Here is a 19169-nt window from a genome sequence, read left to right as displayed (position 1 = left end):
GTCAGGCCGGGTTTCTCGGAATCATGGGCATTTTTTGTCAGAAAGTTTCATATTGTTAATGTGACATTAGAAGAGCTAATTTCAGATGAATATGCTGGACTAGCTATAGAAACAATTCGTTATCTGATTAAAGGTGCTAGAATAATATCCATAACCGGCTCTCAAGGTTCAGGTAAGACAACTTTGTTAATGGCAATGGTAGAGGCCATTTATGGTACGTTAACGCTACGTGTTCAGGAAATGGCTTTTGAGTTACATCTTAGAAAAGTATATCCGATGCGAAACATATTAACTTTCAAAGAAACATCCACCATAACTGGGCAAGCAGGAATGGATGTCCAGAAAAAGACCGATGGATCTGTAAGTATTTTAGGTGAGATTGCTACAGATGAAGTTGCAGTATGGATGTTGCAAATGGCCCAAGTGGCATCTCTATTCACACTCTTTACCCATCATGCCAAATCTGTAAAAGACTTGGTTCTATCTCTAAGAAATTCCCTTTTGAAATGTGAAGTTTTTAGAGATGAAAAAATTGCTGAGCAACAGGTGGTGAGCGTATTAGATTTTGATATTCACTTAGAACGGGATGGAGATGGCAAAAGGTATATCTCCAGAATAACTGAAATCGTAGCACTAGAGCTTGAAGCACCTTATAGTAGAGACTATAGGGAAAAGTCAAATCAGGCAGATCAACAAAGTGCTTTCATGGACACGATGACGGATTACTTCACACGTATGACAGACCGGAAAAAGTATGAAAGTAGAGATATTGTAGTATATGATGAGGGACGTTATAAAACGGCGCACAGAATGAGTAAGGATACCATTAAGGAGATGGAAATAAATATGTCCAAGGCGGATTATCAGGCTTTTCTTCTATTTCTAAATGAGAATTGGGGTTGCGTTTAATGGATTATGAGTTATGGATGTTTATAGGTGTCATGCTTATGATAATGGCTTTTGGATTGATGTTCATAGCCAAAGTCATAGATAAAAGGTTGAAAAAAAGGCAGCTACATTTAAAGGTGAAACAAAATCAGGAACAGGTCAATAGATATTATTTGCGAATGTACAAGTTATTATCAGGGTTTTGCTTTACAAGACATAAAATAGCCAATATACGACTTAGAATAGAAATGATTGGACATACGAATGAACGGGTCATTCGCAAAAAAACAGTCAAAATTTATCTGACAATTATGGTACTTATGGTGTTTTTAATGGCGGGTATGATTATTATAACAAGGCAACCTATATTGCTTATGCTTCTTTTTTTAGCAATATGGCTTCTATCTGAGACTGTAATCGACTTTCTAGTCGAGCGCCTTAAGAATCGACTCTTGTATCAACAACTCAAGTTCAATGACATGGTTAGGCATAAATATTATGAAACTCATATGATTGACGAAGCAGTCTATGATGCTTGTCAAGAGTTAGGTGAAGATCATTATGAAATATGTATTCAAGGAGAACGGATTCATGATGTTCTAAGGGCAAAGGATGTTGAAAAAGAAATATTGGCATATAATGAGACAGCACCCAATAAATTTTTGAAAATGTTTTTAGGACTGGCTTATATCACCATGGAATATGGAGATACAAAAGTTGATGGGCATAGTGTTTTTTTGAAAAACATAGGAGATTTGACTGGCGAAATTAGGATTGAGCTAAGTAAAAGAGAGAAGTTAAATTATGCTCTAAAGAGTTTAAATGTTATTGTATTTTTACCGCTATTTTTTATTAATCCGGTAAAGCGTTGGGCTAGTGGTTACTTTATGCCTATGAAAGTTTTTTATGATAGCAGGGCCGGTTTTTTTCTTGAAATGTTCATCATTATGATGGTACTACTTGCTTATTTCCTGCTTAGAAAGATTCAGCAGTTTGATGATCAAAAAACGGTGGTCAATAAAAAGAAGGTACTGGAAAAAACACTTTATGAAAAAGGTCTCTACCAAATTGTTGACTTTATTAAGCCGGCATATCATAAAGGACACTATTACAGACTGAAGCTTAAGCTTAAAAATAGTGCCAGTCATTTAGATGTGGAAGCATTTATTACTAGGAAGTGTCTGTATTTTTTTACAGGGTGTATGGTGGCTTTGATGGTTATTATTGCACTACAAATGAATACTAAAAAAATGATTTTGACAGCACCGACGATACCGGATTATTTTTTAGGCGGTCAACTTTCTGAAACAGCGCTTAAGGAGGCTGAAGCCATTACGAAGAAGGACCGAAGTTACTTACATAAAATGAACCGAAATATGGAACTAGAAGATGTAATCCATGTATTAGAAGAAAGTGGCATTCCTGTTTCAGAAAGCGAAAGAATGGCACAGCGAATCATGAAAAAACACCGAGTTTTTATAGATCAATACATAAAATGGTGGGAAGTACTACTTATACTTATCATAGGTATCTTATCTTACAACATTCCTGAGATTATGCTGATTTTTCAAAGAAGAATTCTAAGGTTTGATGTGGAAGATGAGGTTATGGGTTTTAGTACCATATTGTTGATGTTAATGAATCACGAGCGCCTGTCTCTTATGGATGTCCTCGAATGGATGGCCTTATATGCCTATACTTTTAAAGCACCCATTCAAGATTGCATTAATAACACTTCTTCAGGTATGGTGGATGCATTAAAAAACCTAAGAGATACATCTGATGATTCAAGGTTTATACGTCTGGTGGACAGCCTAATACTAGCAGCACAAGACATAACGATTAAACAAGCCTTTGATGAACTTGAATCAGAGAAAAGCCATTATCTGGAGGAGAGAAAAACAACCAATGATCAGGTCGTAGAAAAGAAAGTGAACTTAGGGAAAATCATAGGATTTGCACCGGTATATGGCTTTATACTACTTTATATGATTTATCCCATGATTATAAGCAGTATGGCAGATATGGAGTCATACTTGAACCGAATGATGCAGCTATAATAATAATCTAATATGGGGGTGTATGGAATGGACGGTAATATTCAAAAAGCTTTATGGATTGGAGTAAGTATACTACTTTTTGTTGCGGTTGTGGCAATTGGAATGTCGGCCTACGGAAAAGCATCAAAAATGACAGATGAAAGTATGAATAATCTGGATAAACAAGCACAGCAACTGGCAAATGCAGCATATGGGGTATATGACAATCAGTATGTTAGCGGAACACAGGTCATTAATGCGATAAAAAGCTATAAGGCGACACCGGACGAAATGCAAGTGATTGTAGTAAAAGGTGGTTCATCCACTTACTATTTGTCTACTGGATCAGCTGATACAGGCACTTTGTCCCCGATTGCTGAAGGTACAACCAACAACATGTTGAAATCTGCACAAGACAAAAACAATGCAACAGCTTATATTAACCCTTATGGGGAATTCTATGCTACTGTGGTGACGGATGTTAATGGTATCGTAAGGGCGATACGGTTTGAACAACAATAATGATGCATGACAATATAGAACGGGTTCTAGAACTGTCATTTGGGTTTATGATTTTTATATTTGCTTTAAGTGTTTTTTTCAGAATGGACGAAAAAATAACCAAGTATATGAAGGTGGCGGATGCCCACTTACAACTCGACCGACAAATTGTAAAAGGTACAGAGGAGATTGTAAATAAAGATGTTTCTATAGGTACTTTATTTTTTATGATAACAGATATGGACAATAAGGGTAAAAATCAAAAGATGGGTGACGAATCGTATCTGATTGACAAGAGTGGGGCACTAGACATTAAAATAGATGGTGTTTTGTTTCCAATCGTGACAGACCATGTCGGTATACAAAGTCTTAGAAAGGCAATGAATAATCTTGGATCCTATACATATTCCCCGGAAATAACAGTAGATCATCAGGGAAAGATAATCAGCATCGAATATTCAAGCTATTAATGGAGGCCAAGGATGGAGCAAGTCTTATGGAAAATACTGGGGATTATTTTGTCGGTAATATTAATGTTCGTTGTTCCAATCATGAACTTGTATGAGCGTCAAGACAACATCAGCTACAATATAATTACAACACAACTCAATCAAATGACGGACAGTGTAAGAGACATCGGTGGACTTGATGCATCTGCATATCATGCATTTTTAAGAGCCTTAGATCAGACAGGAAATGGTTATAGTATAAGTTTAGAACATTATGAAAAGGTGTATGTACCAGTTTATAATGAGGGTGGGTTGTTCATGGAGGATTATCACATTAGTTATGAGGGGTTCTATAAAGATGATATTGAAGCTGTGCTAAATACAGGTGGTTTTTATCCTATGAACCAAGGGGATATGTTTTTTGTAAGTGTTCAAAATGTCACACCAACTAAAAGTCAGATGGTAAGACAGATACTTCACGGAATGGATTCTAGTTATCCTACTCTTATTGTGAGAGGGGGTGGCATGGTAAGACATGAATCTTATTAAGTTTGCCATACTATTTACGATTATAACCTTACCCTTTTATATGATTCATAATTTTAACACCCATCGCCTAGCTCAAAGAGAACGTTTGAAAAATCAATATGAGCGTATCATAAATAGTGCTATAGAAGATGGTACCTATGTCCTAAAAACGTATTCTAAAAAAAGTTATGATGAAAGTAGAAGAAAATACATTAGTATTGAGACAGAAGAAGTTATTGAAGCTTTTTTGAAAACCTATCATTATGGTTTTAAAGCTTTTAGCGATACGGCAAAGCACCAATTCAATCAATACATAGTGGCAATTGTGATTATTGGCTATGACGGTTACTATCTTTATGGCACCAAACAGGTCACAGATGTATCAGGCGTAGTGAGTCATATGCCGGTACTAAGTGAAAAAAAGCCATATATTTATGAGGACTTGGATTTTACCATGAAAATGACTTTAGATGATTTTGTTGAGATTGTGGACATGAAGACCTGGGAGGTGGAAAAGGGAAATTTTGCATCCATTGTTCATAAACCTTCAGGCATTAATGAAGTGAACTTTGAACAAATAAGAAAAAGAACCATAGTCACTTCCGTTGAAGAAGGTTTGAGAGATGCCGTTATTGGCCATAATCAATGGGCGAAGCAACAAGGCATGTTATATGAATTTATAGTACCTATAGCGGATAACGATCCTTGGAGTCGAAGCTTAGATGATATTGGTCTAATGGCATGTATTCAGGGAGCGCCCCTTGGATATGGCGCTTTCCTAGATTTCTTTTCTTTCCATCAAAGCAATGTTTTGAAAATACAAGCTATAAATGGTTATGAAGATATGGTGGACGGTTCTTTCTATTATTGTGACCATAGATGTACCCATGAACAAAGGGACAATTTGATTCAGGTCTTTGCAACCAAAGAAGCAGCAGCATCTGAAGGATTTTGGCCATGTCATTATTTGAATAAATGATTACAAGGAGTTGTCCTCAAAAATCTCATAAGGATAATTCTTCAGCATTGGACTTCTGAAACCATGCTTAATAAGTCAGTCCTTTTTAGATTCTGGATACTTAATTGTAGTATATCTAAGTTCGTTGGCTAAAAACCCTTTCATAACTACATTGTATTCCACCTTCGTTGATACGTCCATGTATCAAACGAAGGTGGAATACATCTCTGTATACGTCTTTTGATTTCTTAAAAAACTTATAATATCAAAACTTAGTGTTTTTTCAATCTTTCCTTATCCGACAGTATTTTTTCGCTAACATGAAAGTCAATCCGGTTACCACCCCCTAATACCTCATGAAATATCATATTATTAGCTTTTTGACATGAAGCATGTCAAGACGTTTGACAATGACAAAACCCTTATTTTGCAATTTATTTTACCAGTTATTTATATAATCAAGTTGAGGTGGTGCTATGGAATATGAAATCAAATTAAAAACTGGATTTTATGAAACCGCAAACTATTATCTTTCACCAACGAGAGAAGGCATTAAACTGTTGCCTATTGGAGACGTAACAAGAGGTCCAATAGTTGCAACAGGAAATGAATTGATCTCCATTACGCTCACACAAGAAAAAAAGTCTAATATCACAATCATGACCAGAAGCCAGATATTAACAGGGGATTTTCAAGAGAAACTTGATTTAAAAGAGGTATACGAAGAATTAAAGAAACACATCAATGCAAAAATTGTTTATGAAGAATTTCAGGAAAGCTAGTTAAAAAACATGTACATTTACATGGTATTGGGAGGAAAATATGAAAAAATTGCTAACAATTAATAAACAACGTATTATAAGTCTTTTTTTAGTATTACTATTAATACTGACACCTCTAACGAATACGTTTGCTGCCCAGGTGAATGATGTGACGAATCACTGGGGCGAAGAGGTAATCAGCGAATGGTTAAGTAAAGACCTGTCTAATGGATATCCAAATGGCAGCTTCAAGCCTGACAATCTAATTACCAGGGCAGAGTTTATGACACTAACGAACAAGGCCTTTGGTTTTGTAGAAGAAGAGATGATTGAGTTTCATGATGTTTCAGAAAATGCATGGTATACAAAGGCAATAAAAATAGCCAAAGCAGTAGGTTATATAGAGGGCTATCCGGATAGAACAATGAAACCGAATAACGCTATAACAAGACAAGAAGCAGCAATCATAATATCTAAGATAAAAGGCTTAGAAAGCAATCCAAGTCATGCAAATATCTTTGCGGATGCTCAGGGCATGCTTGCTTGGAGCAAAGGGCAAATTGGAGCAGTAGCAGAAGCAGGGTATATGAGTGGTTATCCAGACGAAAGCTTTAAACCGGAAAAACCGATCACCAGAGCAGAGGCCTTGATATCATTAGATAGGGCTTTATATGATGGAACTTGGATTATCAAGGAAGTAGGCACCTATGGTCCAAAAGAGGGAACCGATCTATACGACGGAGACGTTATTATAAAAGCCGATGGTTCAATCCTGCAAAATATAACCATTACCGGAGATTTAATCATTACAGAAGAAGTAGGAGAAGGGGAAGTAACATTAAATAATGTAAGAGTAGAAGGGGACACATATATTCAAGGTGGCGGAACAGACAGTATATATATTAATGGAGGCAGCTATGGCAACATCCTTATTCAACGGACGCCATCTGGAGCAGTCCGAGTGGTGGTAACAGGCCAAAATCGACTAAGCGTTGAAGTAGATGAAGAAGCAGAAGAACAGATAGTCATACTAGATGGCTTCTATGACAAAGTCATCATCACAGCCCCTAACGTACGCATCATTACCCGGGGCGAGACCCAAATCAATGAACTACTGATTACGGGCGCTGCAAAAAAGACCACACTGGAAACCTCCGAAGACACCATTATCGAGAAAGCCAAAGTGGACGGCGACGGCACTATTTTCGAAGGCGGTAGCAGTACAGTAAAGAAAGTGGAAGGATCAGAAAGAAACAGCCTTTTAGATAAAAACCAAGTAGTCATTAGTGTTCCTTCTAGTGGAAGCAGCGGCAGTTCAACTCCGGCTCCAGGGTCACAGCCTGAGTCAACAACCTCTGCGGCTTATTTTATGTTCGATAGCGTAACAGGTACAATCACCAAGTATTTTTCGAAAGGGCAGAGTGGCGATTTGCCGGAAATTCTCCATCCAGTCATTCCGGCTTTACTGGGAGATAATATTCCAGTTAAAATAATCGGTGAAAGTGCATTTGACTTTGGAACAGTGGATAACCCGAACGAACTTATTCCTAACAAATTGATAGGTGTAACCCTTCCAAGTTCACTGGAACACATAGAAGACTATGCTTTTCGAAGCAATACCCTTTCAACTTTGATAATGCCTGATGGGATTGCTAGCATAGGAAGAGAAGCCTTCAGAGGAAACGATCTTACTACCCTAGTGATTCCCAATAGTCTTGTTACTCTCGGTAGAAGTGCCTTTCGTAACAACAGTATTCAAGCTTTAACCCTTTCTAATAGTTTGGAATCAATTGGCCAAGATGCATTTCGTAGTAATCAACTGATGCTGTTATCTATTCCATCTAATGTTAAGACCATTGAAGAAGCGGCGTTTCGTGAAAATTTGCTTACTGCCGTTGAACTGAGTCAAGGTCTTGAAGTAATTGGACAAGATGCTTTTAAAAACAATCTTCTTGAAAGTATTATTATACCAGACGGGGTGACTACCATTGAAGAGGGAGCTTTCCATACTAACAAGTTGAGTTACATTGACATCCCAGAAAGTGTTATATCCATAGGAAACAACGTTTTTTATCTAAATGAGTTCACTGAGATTCCCCAGCTTCCCTATGGGATAACATCCATACCTAGGGCGATGTTTGGAGAAAACAAGTTCACTCAGATATCCATTCCTGATCATATCACCCGCATTGAGGAGAATGCGTTTAGCCAAAACCAGATTACTGCTATTATTGCCGCTGATCTAAACAACGTAGCTTACATCGGAGATATGGCTTTTGACAATAACCAGATCAGCAGCCTTGAATTCAATTCAACTTTAGAAGAAATCGGTCATCAGGCTTTTTCTCACAATCTGCTTAGTGATCTGGCCATACCTGCTTCGCTAAAAATAGTTAACACCACTGCCTTTTGGGAGAATGATCTAATTAGTATAAGTATTGGTGATGAAGTGGAGATTAAAGACTATGCCCTGCATAGAAATCAACTGACCACCATTACCATAGGAACAAATGTAACCCTGGGGGATAACCTGTTAGCAGGTCTGTTCGGAGATCCGATTAACAACCGGTTCCGAGATGCATACCAGGCAAATGGTGCAGGCACCTATACCGGAACCCAGACAGGCAACTGGACAAAAGTTGAAACACCGCCGGAACCTTCTGATTCTTTTACAGTAGCTGAAGGTAGCACACACAACGGAGTGGTAGCTGAAGGTAGCCCAACCTATACTCTTGTAACTGGTCCTGAATATGGGATGTTAATTATTAACGCTGATGGAACATTTAGTTATATGGCTCACCGCCAGCCTACTCTAGGATTTGTATCAAATGATACCTTTGTCTATCAATCATCTCAAGGAATTAACTATACAGTCAGCATCACCATTACACCAGTTAATGATGCGCCAGTGGCAATTGACAGTGCGTTTACTGTTACCATTGGAGAGAACCACTCTTCAAGTGTTACAGCTACTGATGTCGATGGAGATGCGATGACATTTATTTTAGTAGAAGCCCCTGTACATGGTACGCTGATTCTTTATGCTGATGGCACCTATACTTACACAGCGACCTCTGGGAATGAAGCAAATACAGATACATTTACTTATAAAGCAAATGATGGATTGGCAGATTCAAATACAGCAACAGTGATGATTACTCGAACAAGTAATGATTAAGAATAAAGTACTGGTGCTTGTGCATGTGATAAATCGATATAAAAAATTATAAAAAGAACAACCGCCCTCAAAGGAGATTGCCGAAAACGTTAACTTTTTCAGCAATTTCAATGAAATGAAAAAGGTTAGACAATGAGATTTGACCATGTTCTAGCCTTTTTTGTTTTTGGGTTATAAAAATAGTCTTATCTTTATTCTTGCCCTTTGGCCCAATATCATTTAATATGAGTATAGGTCTTCCAATATCTTTTGATGGATTAAGATATTGAGGACCAAAAGAGGTGATAGATGATGGAAAAAACCCTGTATAATCAGATCAATGACTATTTTAAGAACAGACAGTATCAGAAGATTCCAACAGATATTGAGAACGTAACCATGTACGGTGTCTATGATAAGAGTAATCTTTATCTCATTAATGTGATAGAGCTTGGACCGGAGTTTGCCCTTGACCCAGAACGGTATTTGGAATATAAGCAATTAACTATGCAGCAGTTTAGTAAAACTGAAGCGGATAAGGTCGTTTTACTTAATTTGATTATAGCAAAAGAGACACAAGTCCTATATGATGCTTTTAACTTTGTACCGGACCTTAGTGAAAAATTTATCGATGTGGTTTGGTTTATCAATGAGAATACAAGAAAGTTGCAGATTCCTAAGCGTCAACTTAAAAACATACTCAAGATTGATAAGGAAGTAAGAAAAATATTAAATAATGAACAAACAACCTATTATAAGTTAAAACCAAGAAAGGCATCCATTTGGATAACTTGGGTGTTGATGGCGATCAATATCGCTATATGGGTAAGTATGGAGATTGAAGGTAGCTCACTAGAAATAGAGACATTAGTTAGAAGTGGTGCAATGAGTTTCCCACTGGTTGTGTTAGAAGGTGAATACTACCGTCTTGTTACAGCTATGTTTTTACATATTGGTGTGGTTCATCTTTTCTATAATATGTTCAGTCTTTATATTTTTGGCTACCGTCTTGAACGATATCTAAAAATATGGCAATATATGTTAGTGTATTTGGGATCAGGATTATTAGGTTCCTTGATGAGTCTAGGAGGTGCATATGTTAGTGGCATGTACCCGGTTGCAGCCGGAGCAAGTGGTGCTGTTTACGGACTCATTGGTAGTTTATTGGTGGTGACCAATAAGATTAAGAAACCCATTGATGGGGTCTCAAGCTATATCCTTTGGGTTATGTTTGGTATTGGTATCGTTTTTTCGGTTTTGACCCCCAATGTAGATATATTGGCTCATGTAGGTGGCTTTGCCGGTGGGATTATGTTAACCCATATACTTTTGAAACCAGCACAAAAAACGGATGTACTATGAGGAGAATCACATGAAGCAGTTGGCAATCAAAGAGTTGATGCGAGAATGCTCAGCGTATATAACTGAAAAAACAAAAGACATTCATAGTTTGGTCGCCGGAAGCGGTAATACAAATAGCAAAATCATGTTTATAGCGCCTTGTCCATCGGCGGAAGAAGAAGCAACAGGTAATTTTTTCGAAGGTGGTGGCGGTGAAGCTTTTGATGCTTTTTTAGAGCGTATAGCTATGAAAAGAGAAGATATTTATCTTACCTATGCTGTTAAGTATCGACCTTATAAAGTAAATGCAAAAACCGGTCGCATCTTATCTAGAAACTTAGAAGATGATGAAATCAAGATGTTCTTACCTTTTTTACATAGAGAAATTGAATTAATCAAGCCTATGCTTATTATTCCACTGGGACCAACAAGCCATAGAGTGATGCATAACCTTGAACCGGTAAAAAGTGAAGATATGGGAATCAAAATGACTGTTCACATACACGATAAGGCTTATCAAGAAATCTTACTCCCCCATCCCAGTGAAACTGCATTTGTTGGAGCAACACAATCAGAAGAACTTTTAAAAGATTTAAGTGATTTTAAATCAGACATTAAGGCTGAGAACCAAGTAGAAGAAGAAATGGCTAAAAAAATAAAAATGGGATCCATTAAGTTACAAGAAAAACCACCTGTAAAAAAGAAGATTGTTCTAAAGCAGAGAAAACCTAGAGTTTCCGGCAAGAGAAAAGTCATTTTAATCTATGGTGGCAATAACTTGGCCAATGATCCAACCTTAGTTGCTGCAGAAAGAGTCAGTAGTGTTCTAACGGAATTAAATGTTAGTGTGAAAAGACTAGATTTGTATCAAGATGGCTATAACATGGAAGATTTTTTTGAAGCGCTTAGTGAATCAGAAGGTGTTATACTTGCAACAACAATAACATGGTACGGTATTGGTGGTTTAATGCAAAGTTTTCTGGATAAATGTTATGATAGCGGCCAATTTGCTTGTTTTGAAGGTGTTTATCTTTTTGGTATCGCTATCAGCAAGCAAGCCTATGAAAGAGATGCTTTAAGCCATTTATTAAAATCTTGGGATATCCTTGGTGGTGTAGAAGGTACAACTCTATGTGCAAGTATAGAGAACTCAGCAGACCTTGAAACAGATAAAAATCTATTGAATGCAATTGATAAAAAAGCAGAGGATTACTATCGCGTATTAAATCAGCAAAGAAATATTCTACCTACCAGCATTAGAGACAATAAAATACTCATGAAGTTGTATGTGCCAAGTAATGAAGGTGAACGTGAGATTGAATCTGAAGGGGAAGGCATCGGAAAAGAACAAGGTTTTGAAGGCAAGACGTCCGCAACAAAATCGCAGATTTCCAATTACGATGAATTTATAGAAAAGCAACAAAAAGACATTGAAGATATTGCAAGTCTTTTTAAAGAACGTCTTTCTAACAAAGGTGGATTGGTACAGAAAACCTATCCGGAGCTATTTGAATATAAATTCAAACCGGACAAGACTTTTCCGGATTGTATCATCAGTTGGGTTATTGAGGATAAAAAGAATGAAAGCTTTATTCTTGACTTTAAAAGTGCGAAACTTAAATCGAAATTTGGTACAGATCAAGAGGCAGATGTGGTCATGAACTGCAATCATGATATCATGAAAAAAATAACAGAAGGTAGATTGACGGTGCAAAGGGCTTTTATGACAGGTGAGATTAAAGCCAAAGGCAATTTTACCTTATTGTATAAACTGGATCAGCTATTTGCGTTCTAGAAAGTAAAGGTTATTTTAAGAAAAGGTATAATGAAAGGAGCATAAAATGAGTAAATGTTTGTTTTGTAGTATTGCATCAGGGGATTTGGATTCAGCAACCATATTTGAAAGCAGCGATTTTCGGGTCATATTGGATAAATTTCCATCAGGCATCGGCCATACACTAATACTACCGAAAGAGCATATTGAGAATATCTATGATTTAGACGGAGAAACGGCTGGTAAGATGTTTGCTCTAGCGACGGTTATTGCAAAAGCATTGAAAAAAGTATTAAAGTGCGATGGATTAAACATACTCCAAAATAATGGGATCGCGGCCGGACAAACAGTCATGCATTTTCATCTTCATTTGATTCCCAGATTCGAAGGCGATGGGATTAATTTTAAGTGGAAGACCAAGGCATTTTCAGATGATCAGATGATAGAACTGGTTTCAGAGATATCTAAAGAAATCTAAGGAATGAAATAGAGATAAGCCCATAGAAAAGTACCGGATGCTCATGAATCATTCATAGGCATCCGGTACTTTTTGTAGTCGTGCTTATATTTTATGCGTCACTAAACTTTCAATAACATTTAGAATATGTCTGGTACCGTCGGCAAAAGCATACTTGGCCATCTTGTCTACAAAAACATTGGGATGTTGGTATAGATAATGAATGGATTTTACTAAGGTCTTAGGTGTTAGATGCTCTTGCTGTAGTACCATGCTGTAGCCAAGAGCTTCAAAAGCATCAGCATTAAGAAGCTGATCACCTCTACTTTGTGCCGCTGGCAAAGGAATTAATAGATGAGGCTTCTTAAGAGCCACCAGTTCGGTGATGGTATTAGAACCGGCCCGACTTACGACGACATCCGCCATAGCATAGATATCAGCCATGTGCTTACCAACAAATTCATACTGCCTGTAACCTTCTAGGTGGTCATAGCTATGATCTATATTGCCTTTCCCACATAAATGAACGACATGAAAGGTTTTTGTTAGCTCGAGAAGGCTATTTCTTAGACAGTCATTAATGCTTTGTGCACCGAGGCTACCGCCGGTTACCATTAAGATGGCTTTATTATGGTCAAGGTGTGTATACGCATGGCCCATTTGCTTGTTACCAATAAGAAGTTCGCCTCTTATAGGTGCACCGGTATGGGTACTTTTTGTAGCCGGTATATAAGATAAGGTACTTTCAAAAGTGGTACAGATTTTTACGGCAAATTTAGAAGCGATTTTATTAGCCAGACCAGGGGTCATATCAGATTCATGTATAACCACAGGAACCTTGTTTAACCATGCAGCTATTACGACAGGTACGGTTACAAAGCCACCCTTTGAAAACACCATGCTCGGTTTTAATTTACGCATTAGGAAGATGGACTCTAGGGTTCCAAAAAATATTTTGAAAAGATCTGTAAAATTCTTTAAATCAAAATACCGCCGTAATTTTCCTGAAGCGATGCCATAGTATGGTAAGCCTTCTTTTTCAATGATTTTTTTTTCTATGCCATTCTTAGAACCGATGTAATCCACGTGGTAATCATTTTCTCTGAGATAGGGCAATAAAGCTAAGTGAGGCATAACATGACCTGCGGTGCCACCACCTGTAAGTATAATTTTTTTCATTAGAACCTCCAAGAACCATAATCTCTATTCATGGTTAAAGGGTCAAAACTAAGCTTTGACACCTTAACCATTTATTATGAATAAAATATGTTTGAAAGTCAATAGGTATACGATATTCCATATTGACAATAAGATAGTAGATGTTATAATAAATATAGAAAACCTTTTCTAAAAGGAGGGAACTCATGAAGAGAGCGACTATACAAGATGTTGCAGCTGCAGCAGGTGTCTCCATTACGACAGTCTCAAGGGTTATTAACGATAACTATCCGGTTAAGGCATCAACGCGAAAAAAGGTTGAAGAAGCCATTGATATACTTAAGTTTAAGCCCAATTTATTAGCACGTAGTTTGATTCAAAATTCGACAAAAACGGTGGGTATTTTAACGCCATCAATAGAAAACCTTTTCTTTTCAGAAGTTATTAAGGGTGTTGATAGTATTTTGAAAGAAAAAGGGTATACCACCTTTCTGTGTCACACAGAAGGTGAAGCATCTAATGAAATCGAGGTGATTCATAGCTTGGTAGATCGCCGCGTGGATGGCATGGTTGTCCTTGATCCAAGAAAAGAAAATGTGGTATCAGGTTATTTTGAAGAACTTGCTAAACGAGTACCTCTATTGTTGGTAAATGGTTATGCTCAAGGTATTGGATGTAGTTATGTTCTTAATGACGGGGAAGGTGGTACCCGTATGGCCTTAAAATATTTGATTTCAGAGGGATGTAAACGAATTGTTTTTTTGAGAGGCAAAAAAAGTCATTCTTATGATATTAAGGAAGAGGTTTATTTGGAATTCATGAAAGCGCATGACATGGAAATCAGAATTCTAAGAATAAAGGATGGGAATGATATTAAAACAGTGGAACAGGCTAAAGAAGCTGTAGCGGATTATATTCTATCCGGTGAAAGACCAGATGCTCTATTAGCGTGTAATGACTGGATGGCAGTAGGCGCTTTAAGCGGTGCCAAAGCAGTAGGATTATCAATTCCAAAAGATATGCGTATCATCGGTTTTGATAATACAATCGTATCTATGATAACCGAACCTAAGCTATCTACAGTCGATCAGCAGATGACGAAGCTTGGACAATTAGCGGGTAACCGCATTTACAAAATGATGACCACAAAAGATATAGAAAACCAAAAAACCTACCTAGAAACAAAACTTATGATTAGGGAGTCTTAACCTGACAAACATATAAAGAGAAGGAGAAATCTACGATGAAAAATACAATAAAAAAATCCATGAAAGTATCTTTTGAAGCCATTTATGGTGAAGGTGGTGAAATACAACATTATTTTGCACCTGGGCGTGTGAACCTTATTGGAGAACACATCGACTACAATGGCGGTTTCGTTTTCCCCTGTGCACTGGATTTTGGCACCTATGCCACGGTTCGATTAAGGGATGACCATCAAGTAAGCTTTGCAACGTTGAATTTTGATAAAAAGGTGACAGTGGAGTTGGGACATATTCTATATAAAGAAGAGGATGATTGGACCAATTATCCCAAAGGGGTAATAAGAACGTTTTTGGACTTGGGTATTTCACTAAAAGGCTTTGATGTTCTGTATTATGGCAACATACCCAATGGGTCTGGTTTATCTTCATCTGCTTCTCTTGAAGTCTTGACCGCGGTTATGATTAATGATTTATTTGAGTGTCATCTGGACAGAGTGGATTTGATTAAGATGAGCCAAAAAGCTGAAAATGAATTTGTAGGTGTCAATTGTGGTATCATGGACCAATTTGCTGTTGGCATGGGTAAGGCAGATCACGCTATTTTACTGGATTGTAACACACTTAAGTACGAGTATGTACCTCTTAAGCTAGAAGGCGTAAAAATAATCATCAGCAATACCAATATGCGAAGAGGTCTGGCCGATTCAAAATATAATGAACGACGTGGTGAGTGCGATAAGGCCGTTGCTGAATTGAACAAAGTTCTGGATATAAAGTACCTCTGCAATTTGGATAGCGAGATTTTTGAGAACAATAAACATTTGATTGAGGATCAAGTGGTCAGAAACAGAGCCGAACATGCTGTATATGAGAACCTTAGAACACTAGAAGCAAAAGATACCCTTGAAAAAGAAGATTTGCTCCGTTTTGGAGATTTGATGAACCAGTCTCATGATTCTTTGAGAGATCTATACGAGGTTACAGGAGATGCCTTGGACATAATGGTGAAGGAAGCACGGAAAATCGAAGGCACAATAGGTTCGAGAATGACGGGTGCTGGCTTTGGAGGATGTACAGTGAGTTTGGTTAAGGAAGAAGCAGTAGAGCAATTTATAGAAGAAGTAGGTAAGCATTATGAGACGTTAACAGGACGAACGCCTGCATTTTATGTTGCAGGTGTAGGTCAGGGTGCAAGCAAGATTTAAAGGAGGACAATATGGCGATTTTAGTTTGTGGTGGTGCAGGGTACATAGGATCTCATACAGTAGCGGCTCTTGTTGCAGAAGGTGAAGCGGTGGTGGTTTTCGATAATTTAGTTACAGGACATCTTAAATCAGTACCTGAAAACGTAACTTTTTATAAAGGAGATTTAAGAGATGAAGCGGATTTAGACAGAGTGTTTTCTAATGAAGAAATTGAGGCAGTTATTGACTTTGCTGCCTACTCTTTAGTGGGAGAAAGTGTAAATCAGCCTTTAAAATATTATGAAAACAATGTATACGGTACAATATGTTTATTAAAAAAAATGGTTGAATATAAGATACCATATATTGTGTTTTCATCAACAGCGGCAACATACGGAGAACCCAAACAAATACCTATTAAGGAAGAAGACCCTACAATGCCGACAAGCCCTTATGGAGAATCAAAGCTGGTGGTAGAAAAAATGCTGAAATGGGCAGGCGAAGCCTATGGCATTCGTTATACAGCTCTTCGCTACTTTAATGCTGCAGGTGCTCATGAAAGAGGACATATTGGTGAGGACCATACGCCTGAAAGCCACTTAATTCCTTTGGTGCTTCAAGTTGCCAATGGACAAGGGGAGGAGATTATGGTGTTTGGTAATGATTATCCAACAAAAGACGGTACTTGTGTCAGGGATTATATTCATGTGACGGACTTGTCGGATGCTCATGTTTTGGCACTCAGAAGGCTTCAAAAAGGTGGTGACAGTAGAATATATAACCTTGGAAACGGTAAGGGGTTCTCCGTCATGGAAATCATTCGCATAGCAAGGGAGGTAACAGGACATCCCATACCGGCAGTAGTTACAAACAGACGAGAAGGAGACCCTGCAACTTTAATTGCATCTGCAGAGGCAGCGATAAGAGAACTGGGATGGAAGCCGAAATATGACACCGTTAAAGAAATTATTAAATCAGCTTGGGTTTGGCATCAAGCCCACCCTAAAGGGTATAAAGATTAATAAAACCTTACAATAAAGGAGTATAAATGGAGATGATAAAAAAATACATTGAGGAACTCATATTATTTGGTCTACAGCATAAAATGATTGAAGCACTTGATATACCACTGGTGCGCAATCAATTATTGGCATTATTAAATGTGAGTGAACCTTACGAAGGTAAGGTGGTGTACATGGAAGATGAGATGCCGACGAGAATACTAGAAAAGATTGAAAATGAAGCGGTCCTGCTAGGTGTTATTGAGGAAAGCGTTGTAGAGCGAGAGATTTTGGACGCGAAAATCATGGCAACCCTTATGCCAAGACAATCTGAATTGAACCGATTATATAATAGGATCAAAGACGAAAAAGGTGGTAAAGCGGCTACAGACTATTATTATCATCTGAGTCAGATGTCTAATTATATTCGAACAGACCGAATCGCCTTAAATAAGTATTGGCAGGCCGAAACCCAGTATGGCAATATGGAAATTACCATCAATTTGTCTAAACCTGAAAAAGATCCAAAAGATATTGAGAAAGCAAAGCATCAGCCACAATCCAATTATCCGAAATGTTTTCTGTGCTTAGAAAATGTAGGTTATGAAGGTAATCTAAATCATCCAGCCAGAAGCAACCATCGAGTCTTGCCTCTTAAGCTTAATGATGAATCCTGGTATCTACAATATTCTCCCTATGTCTATTATAATGAACACGCCATTATTTTTAAAGAAACCCATGAACCCATGAAAATCAATCTTCAAACTTTTAAACGTCTCGCAGACTTTGTTGAGAGTATGCCCCACTATTTTATTGGATCCAATGCGGATTTACCTATTGTAGGCGGATCCATCCTAAGTCATGATCATTTTCAAGGTGGTAGGCATCGATTTCCTATGGTGGACGCCAAAGTGCTAAGTACTTATGGGCGTACAGATGTCCCGGGTATACGTTTAGAAATGCTATCATGGCCATTGTCCGTGGTTCGACTATCTTCTATAGATAAGTCGGTTTTGGTTCAACAAGCATATGAGATATTTAAGCATTGGCAAAGCTATAATGATCCTCATGTAGACGTTCTTGCATATACAGAAACAAAAGAAGGCATAGTACCCCATAACACGGTGACACCTATCGCTAGAATCAATGATAAAGGTTGGTATGAGATGGACTTGGCCCTTAGAAACAATCGAAAGGATGAAGAACATCCGGATGGTATTTTTCACCCTCATAGCCATTTGCATCATATAAAGAAAGAAAATATCGGTCTAATTGAGGTAATGGGGCTTGCGGTTTTACCGGCTAGACTTGACTTAGACCTCTCTGATCTCCGTGAAGTATTAATGGGTAAGCATTCCATGGATTTGGTTAGAGAAAAATATCCTCATCACTTTACTTGGTTTGAGTCCATCACTCAAGATGTCGGCTTTACTTGTAATGAAGCAACAGCTAAGCAGATTTTAGAGCAAGCTGTGGGACGAAGATTTGCCCAAGTATTGGATTGTTCCGGTGTATTTAAGCAGTCAGAAGTAGGTCTTGCTGCTTTTGGTACATTTATTGAGAGCATGGGTTATTTAGAAACTGACTGAAAAATCAAGATCTGATTCAAAAGCTTAACAATTTCGTATATTACAACAATGAAATGCAATGTTCATAATTATTTTACAACTTGGTCACTTTAAAGCCATAACTTTGTTTTATAATCAGTTCATAGCATTGATAGCAGTTAGTTCATTTCATAAAACTCCCCTCATATAATATTAAAAAG

General features: G+C 37.6%; 16 protein-coding genes. 15 read left to right on the top strand and 1 reads right to left on the bottom strand.

Annotation, left to right across the window (positions count from 1 at the left end; all coding sequences use genetic code 11):
• From P0N36_RS11140 to P0N36_RS11090, 11 genes are all read left to right on the top strand, one after another.
• A partial coding sequence (locus tag P0N36_RS11140) for an ATPase, T2SS/T4P/T4SS family (protein WP_275842925.1) occupies positions 1–909 on the top strand: 909 nt, incomplete at its 5' end.
• On the top strand, positions 909–2948 hold the full coding sequence (locus P0N36_RS11135) for a hypothetical protein (protein WP_275842924.1): 2040 nt from the start codon (positions 909–911) through the stop codon (positions 2946–2948). The genes P0N36_RS11140 and P0N36_RS11135, both read left to right, overlap by 1 nt.
• Before the next feature lie 27 nt (positions 2949–2975).
• The gene (locus tag P0N36_RS11130) at positions 2976–3449 is read left to right on the top strand and encodes a hypothetical protein (protein ID WP_275842923.1); all 474 of its coding nucleotides are present in this window, start codon (positions 2976–2978) and stop codon (positions 3447–3449) included.
• Positions 3449–3898, top strand: a complete 450-nt coding sequence (locus P0N36_RS11125) for a hypothetical protein (protein ID WP_275842922.1) — start codon at positions 3449–3451, stop codon at positions 3896–3898. The genes P0N36_RS11130 and P0N36_RS11125 overlap by 1 nt, the downstream gene beginning before the upstream one ends.
• A 12-nt stretch (positions 3899–3910) precedes the next feature.
• Positions 3911–4426, top strand: a complete 516-nt coding sequence (locus tag P0N36_RS11120; RefSeq protein WP_275842921.1) for a hypothetical protein — start codon at positions 3911–3913, stop codon at positions 4424–4426.
• The gene (locus tag P0N36_RS11115) at positions 4413–5384 is read left to right on the top strand and encodes a hypothetical protein (RefSeq protein ID WP_275842920.1); all 972 of its coding nucleotides are present in this window, start codon (positions 4413–4415) and stop codon (positions 5382–5384) included. The genes P0N36_RS11120 and P0N36_RS11115 overlap by 14 nt, the downstream gene beginning before the upstream one ends.
• Before the next feature lie 455 nt (positions 5385–5839).
• The gene (locus P0N36_RS11110; protein ID WP_275842919.1) at positions 5840–6145 is read left to right on the top strand and encodes a hypothetical protein; all 306 of its coding nucleotides are present in this window, start codon (positions 5840–5842) and stop codon (positions 6143–6145) included.
• A 40-nt stretch (positions 6146–6185) separates the two neighbouring features.
• Positions 6186–9302 (top strand): leucine-rich repeat protein, encoded by a 3117-nt coding sequence (locus P0N36_RS11105; RefSeq protein ID WP_275842918.1) that lies wholly within the window; start codon positions 6186–6188, stop codon positions 9300–9302.
• Between the two features lie 288 nt (positions 9303–9590).
• Entirely contained in the window at positions 9591–10643 is a 1053-nt protein-coding gene (locus P0N36_RS11100) for a rhomboid family intramembrane serine protease (protein WP_275842917.1), read from the top strand.
• 10 nt (positions 10644–10653) lie between these two features.
• The gene (locus tag P0N36_RS11095) at positions 10654–12417 is read left to right on the top strand and encodes a uracil-DNA glycosylase family protein (RefSeq protein WP_275842916.1); all 1764 of its coding nucleotides are present in this window, start codon (positions 10654–10656) and stop codon (positions 12415–12417) included.
• 46 nt (positions 12418–12463) lie between these two features.
• Positions 12464–12874, top strand: coding sequence for an HIT family protein (locus P0N36_RS11090; protein WP_275842915.1), 411 nt, complete (start codon positions 12464–12466; stop codon positions 12872–12874).
• A gap of 84 nt (positions 12875–12958) precedes the next feature.
• Here the strand turns inward: P0N36_RS11090 and P0N36_RS11085 are convergent, their stop codons facing one another.
• Entirely contained in the window at positions 12959–14032 is a 1074-nt protein-coding gene (locus tag P0N36_RS11085) for an undecaprenyldiphospho-muramoylpentapeptide beta-N-acetylglucosaminyltransferase (RefSeq protein WP_275842914.1), read from the bottom strand.
• 185 nt (positions 14033–14217) lie between these two features.
• On the opposite strand from P0N36_RS11085, the gene P0N36_RS11080 reads away from it, so the two are divergent.
• The 4 genes from P0N36_RS11080 to P0N36_RS11065 are packed head-to-tail and all read left to right on the top strand — an operon-like array spanning position 14218 to position 18990.
• On the top strand, positions 14218–15219 hold the full coding sequence (locus P0N36_RS11080; RefSeq protein ID WP_275842913.1) for a LacI family DNA-binding transcriptional regulator: 1002 nt from the start codon (positions 14218–14220) through the stop codon (positions 15217–15219).
• A 35-nt stretch (positions 15220–15254) separates the two neighbouring features.
• A complete protein-coding gene (locus P0N36_RS11075) occupies positions 15255–16421 on the top strand; it encodes a galactokinase (protein ID WP_275842912.1) in 1167 nt (388 codons plus the stop codon).
• 11 nt (positions 16422–16432) lie between these two features.
• Positions 16433–17422, top strand: a complete 990-nt coding sequence (gene galE, locus P0N36_RS11070) for a UDP-glucose 4-epimerase GalE (protein ID WP_275842911.1) — start codon at positions 16433–16435, stop codon at positions 17420–17422.
• A gap of 26 nt (positions 17423–17448) precedes the next feature.
• The gene (locus tag P0N36_RS11065; RefSeq protein WP_275842910.1) at positions 17449–18990 is read left to right on the top strand and encodes a UDP-glucose--hexose-1-phosphate uridylyltransferase; all 1542 of its coding nucleotides are present in this window, start codon (positions 17449–17451) and stop codon (positions 18988–18990) included.
• The last annotated feature ends 179 nt before the right edge of the window (positions 18991–19169 follow it).

This window comes from Petrocella sp. FN5, from assembly GCF_029210395.1.
Classification (GTDB): Bacteria; Bacillota; Clostridia; order Lachnospirales; family Vallitaleaceae; genus Petrocella.
The sequence above is the reverse complement of the archived record's forward strand: the minus strand, read 5'-3'. Positions and strand labels throughout refer to the sequence as shown.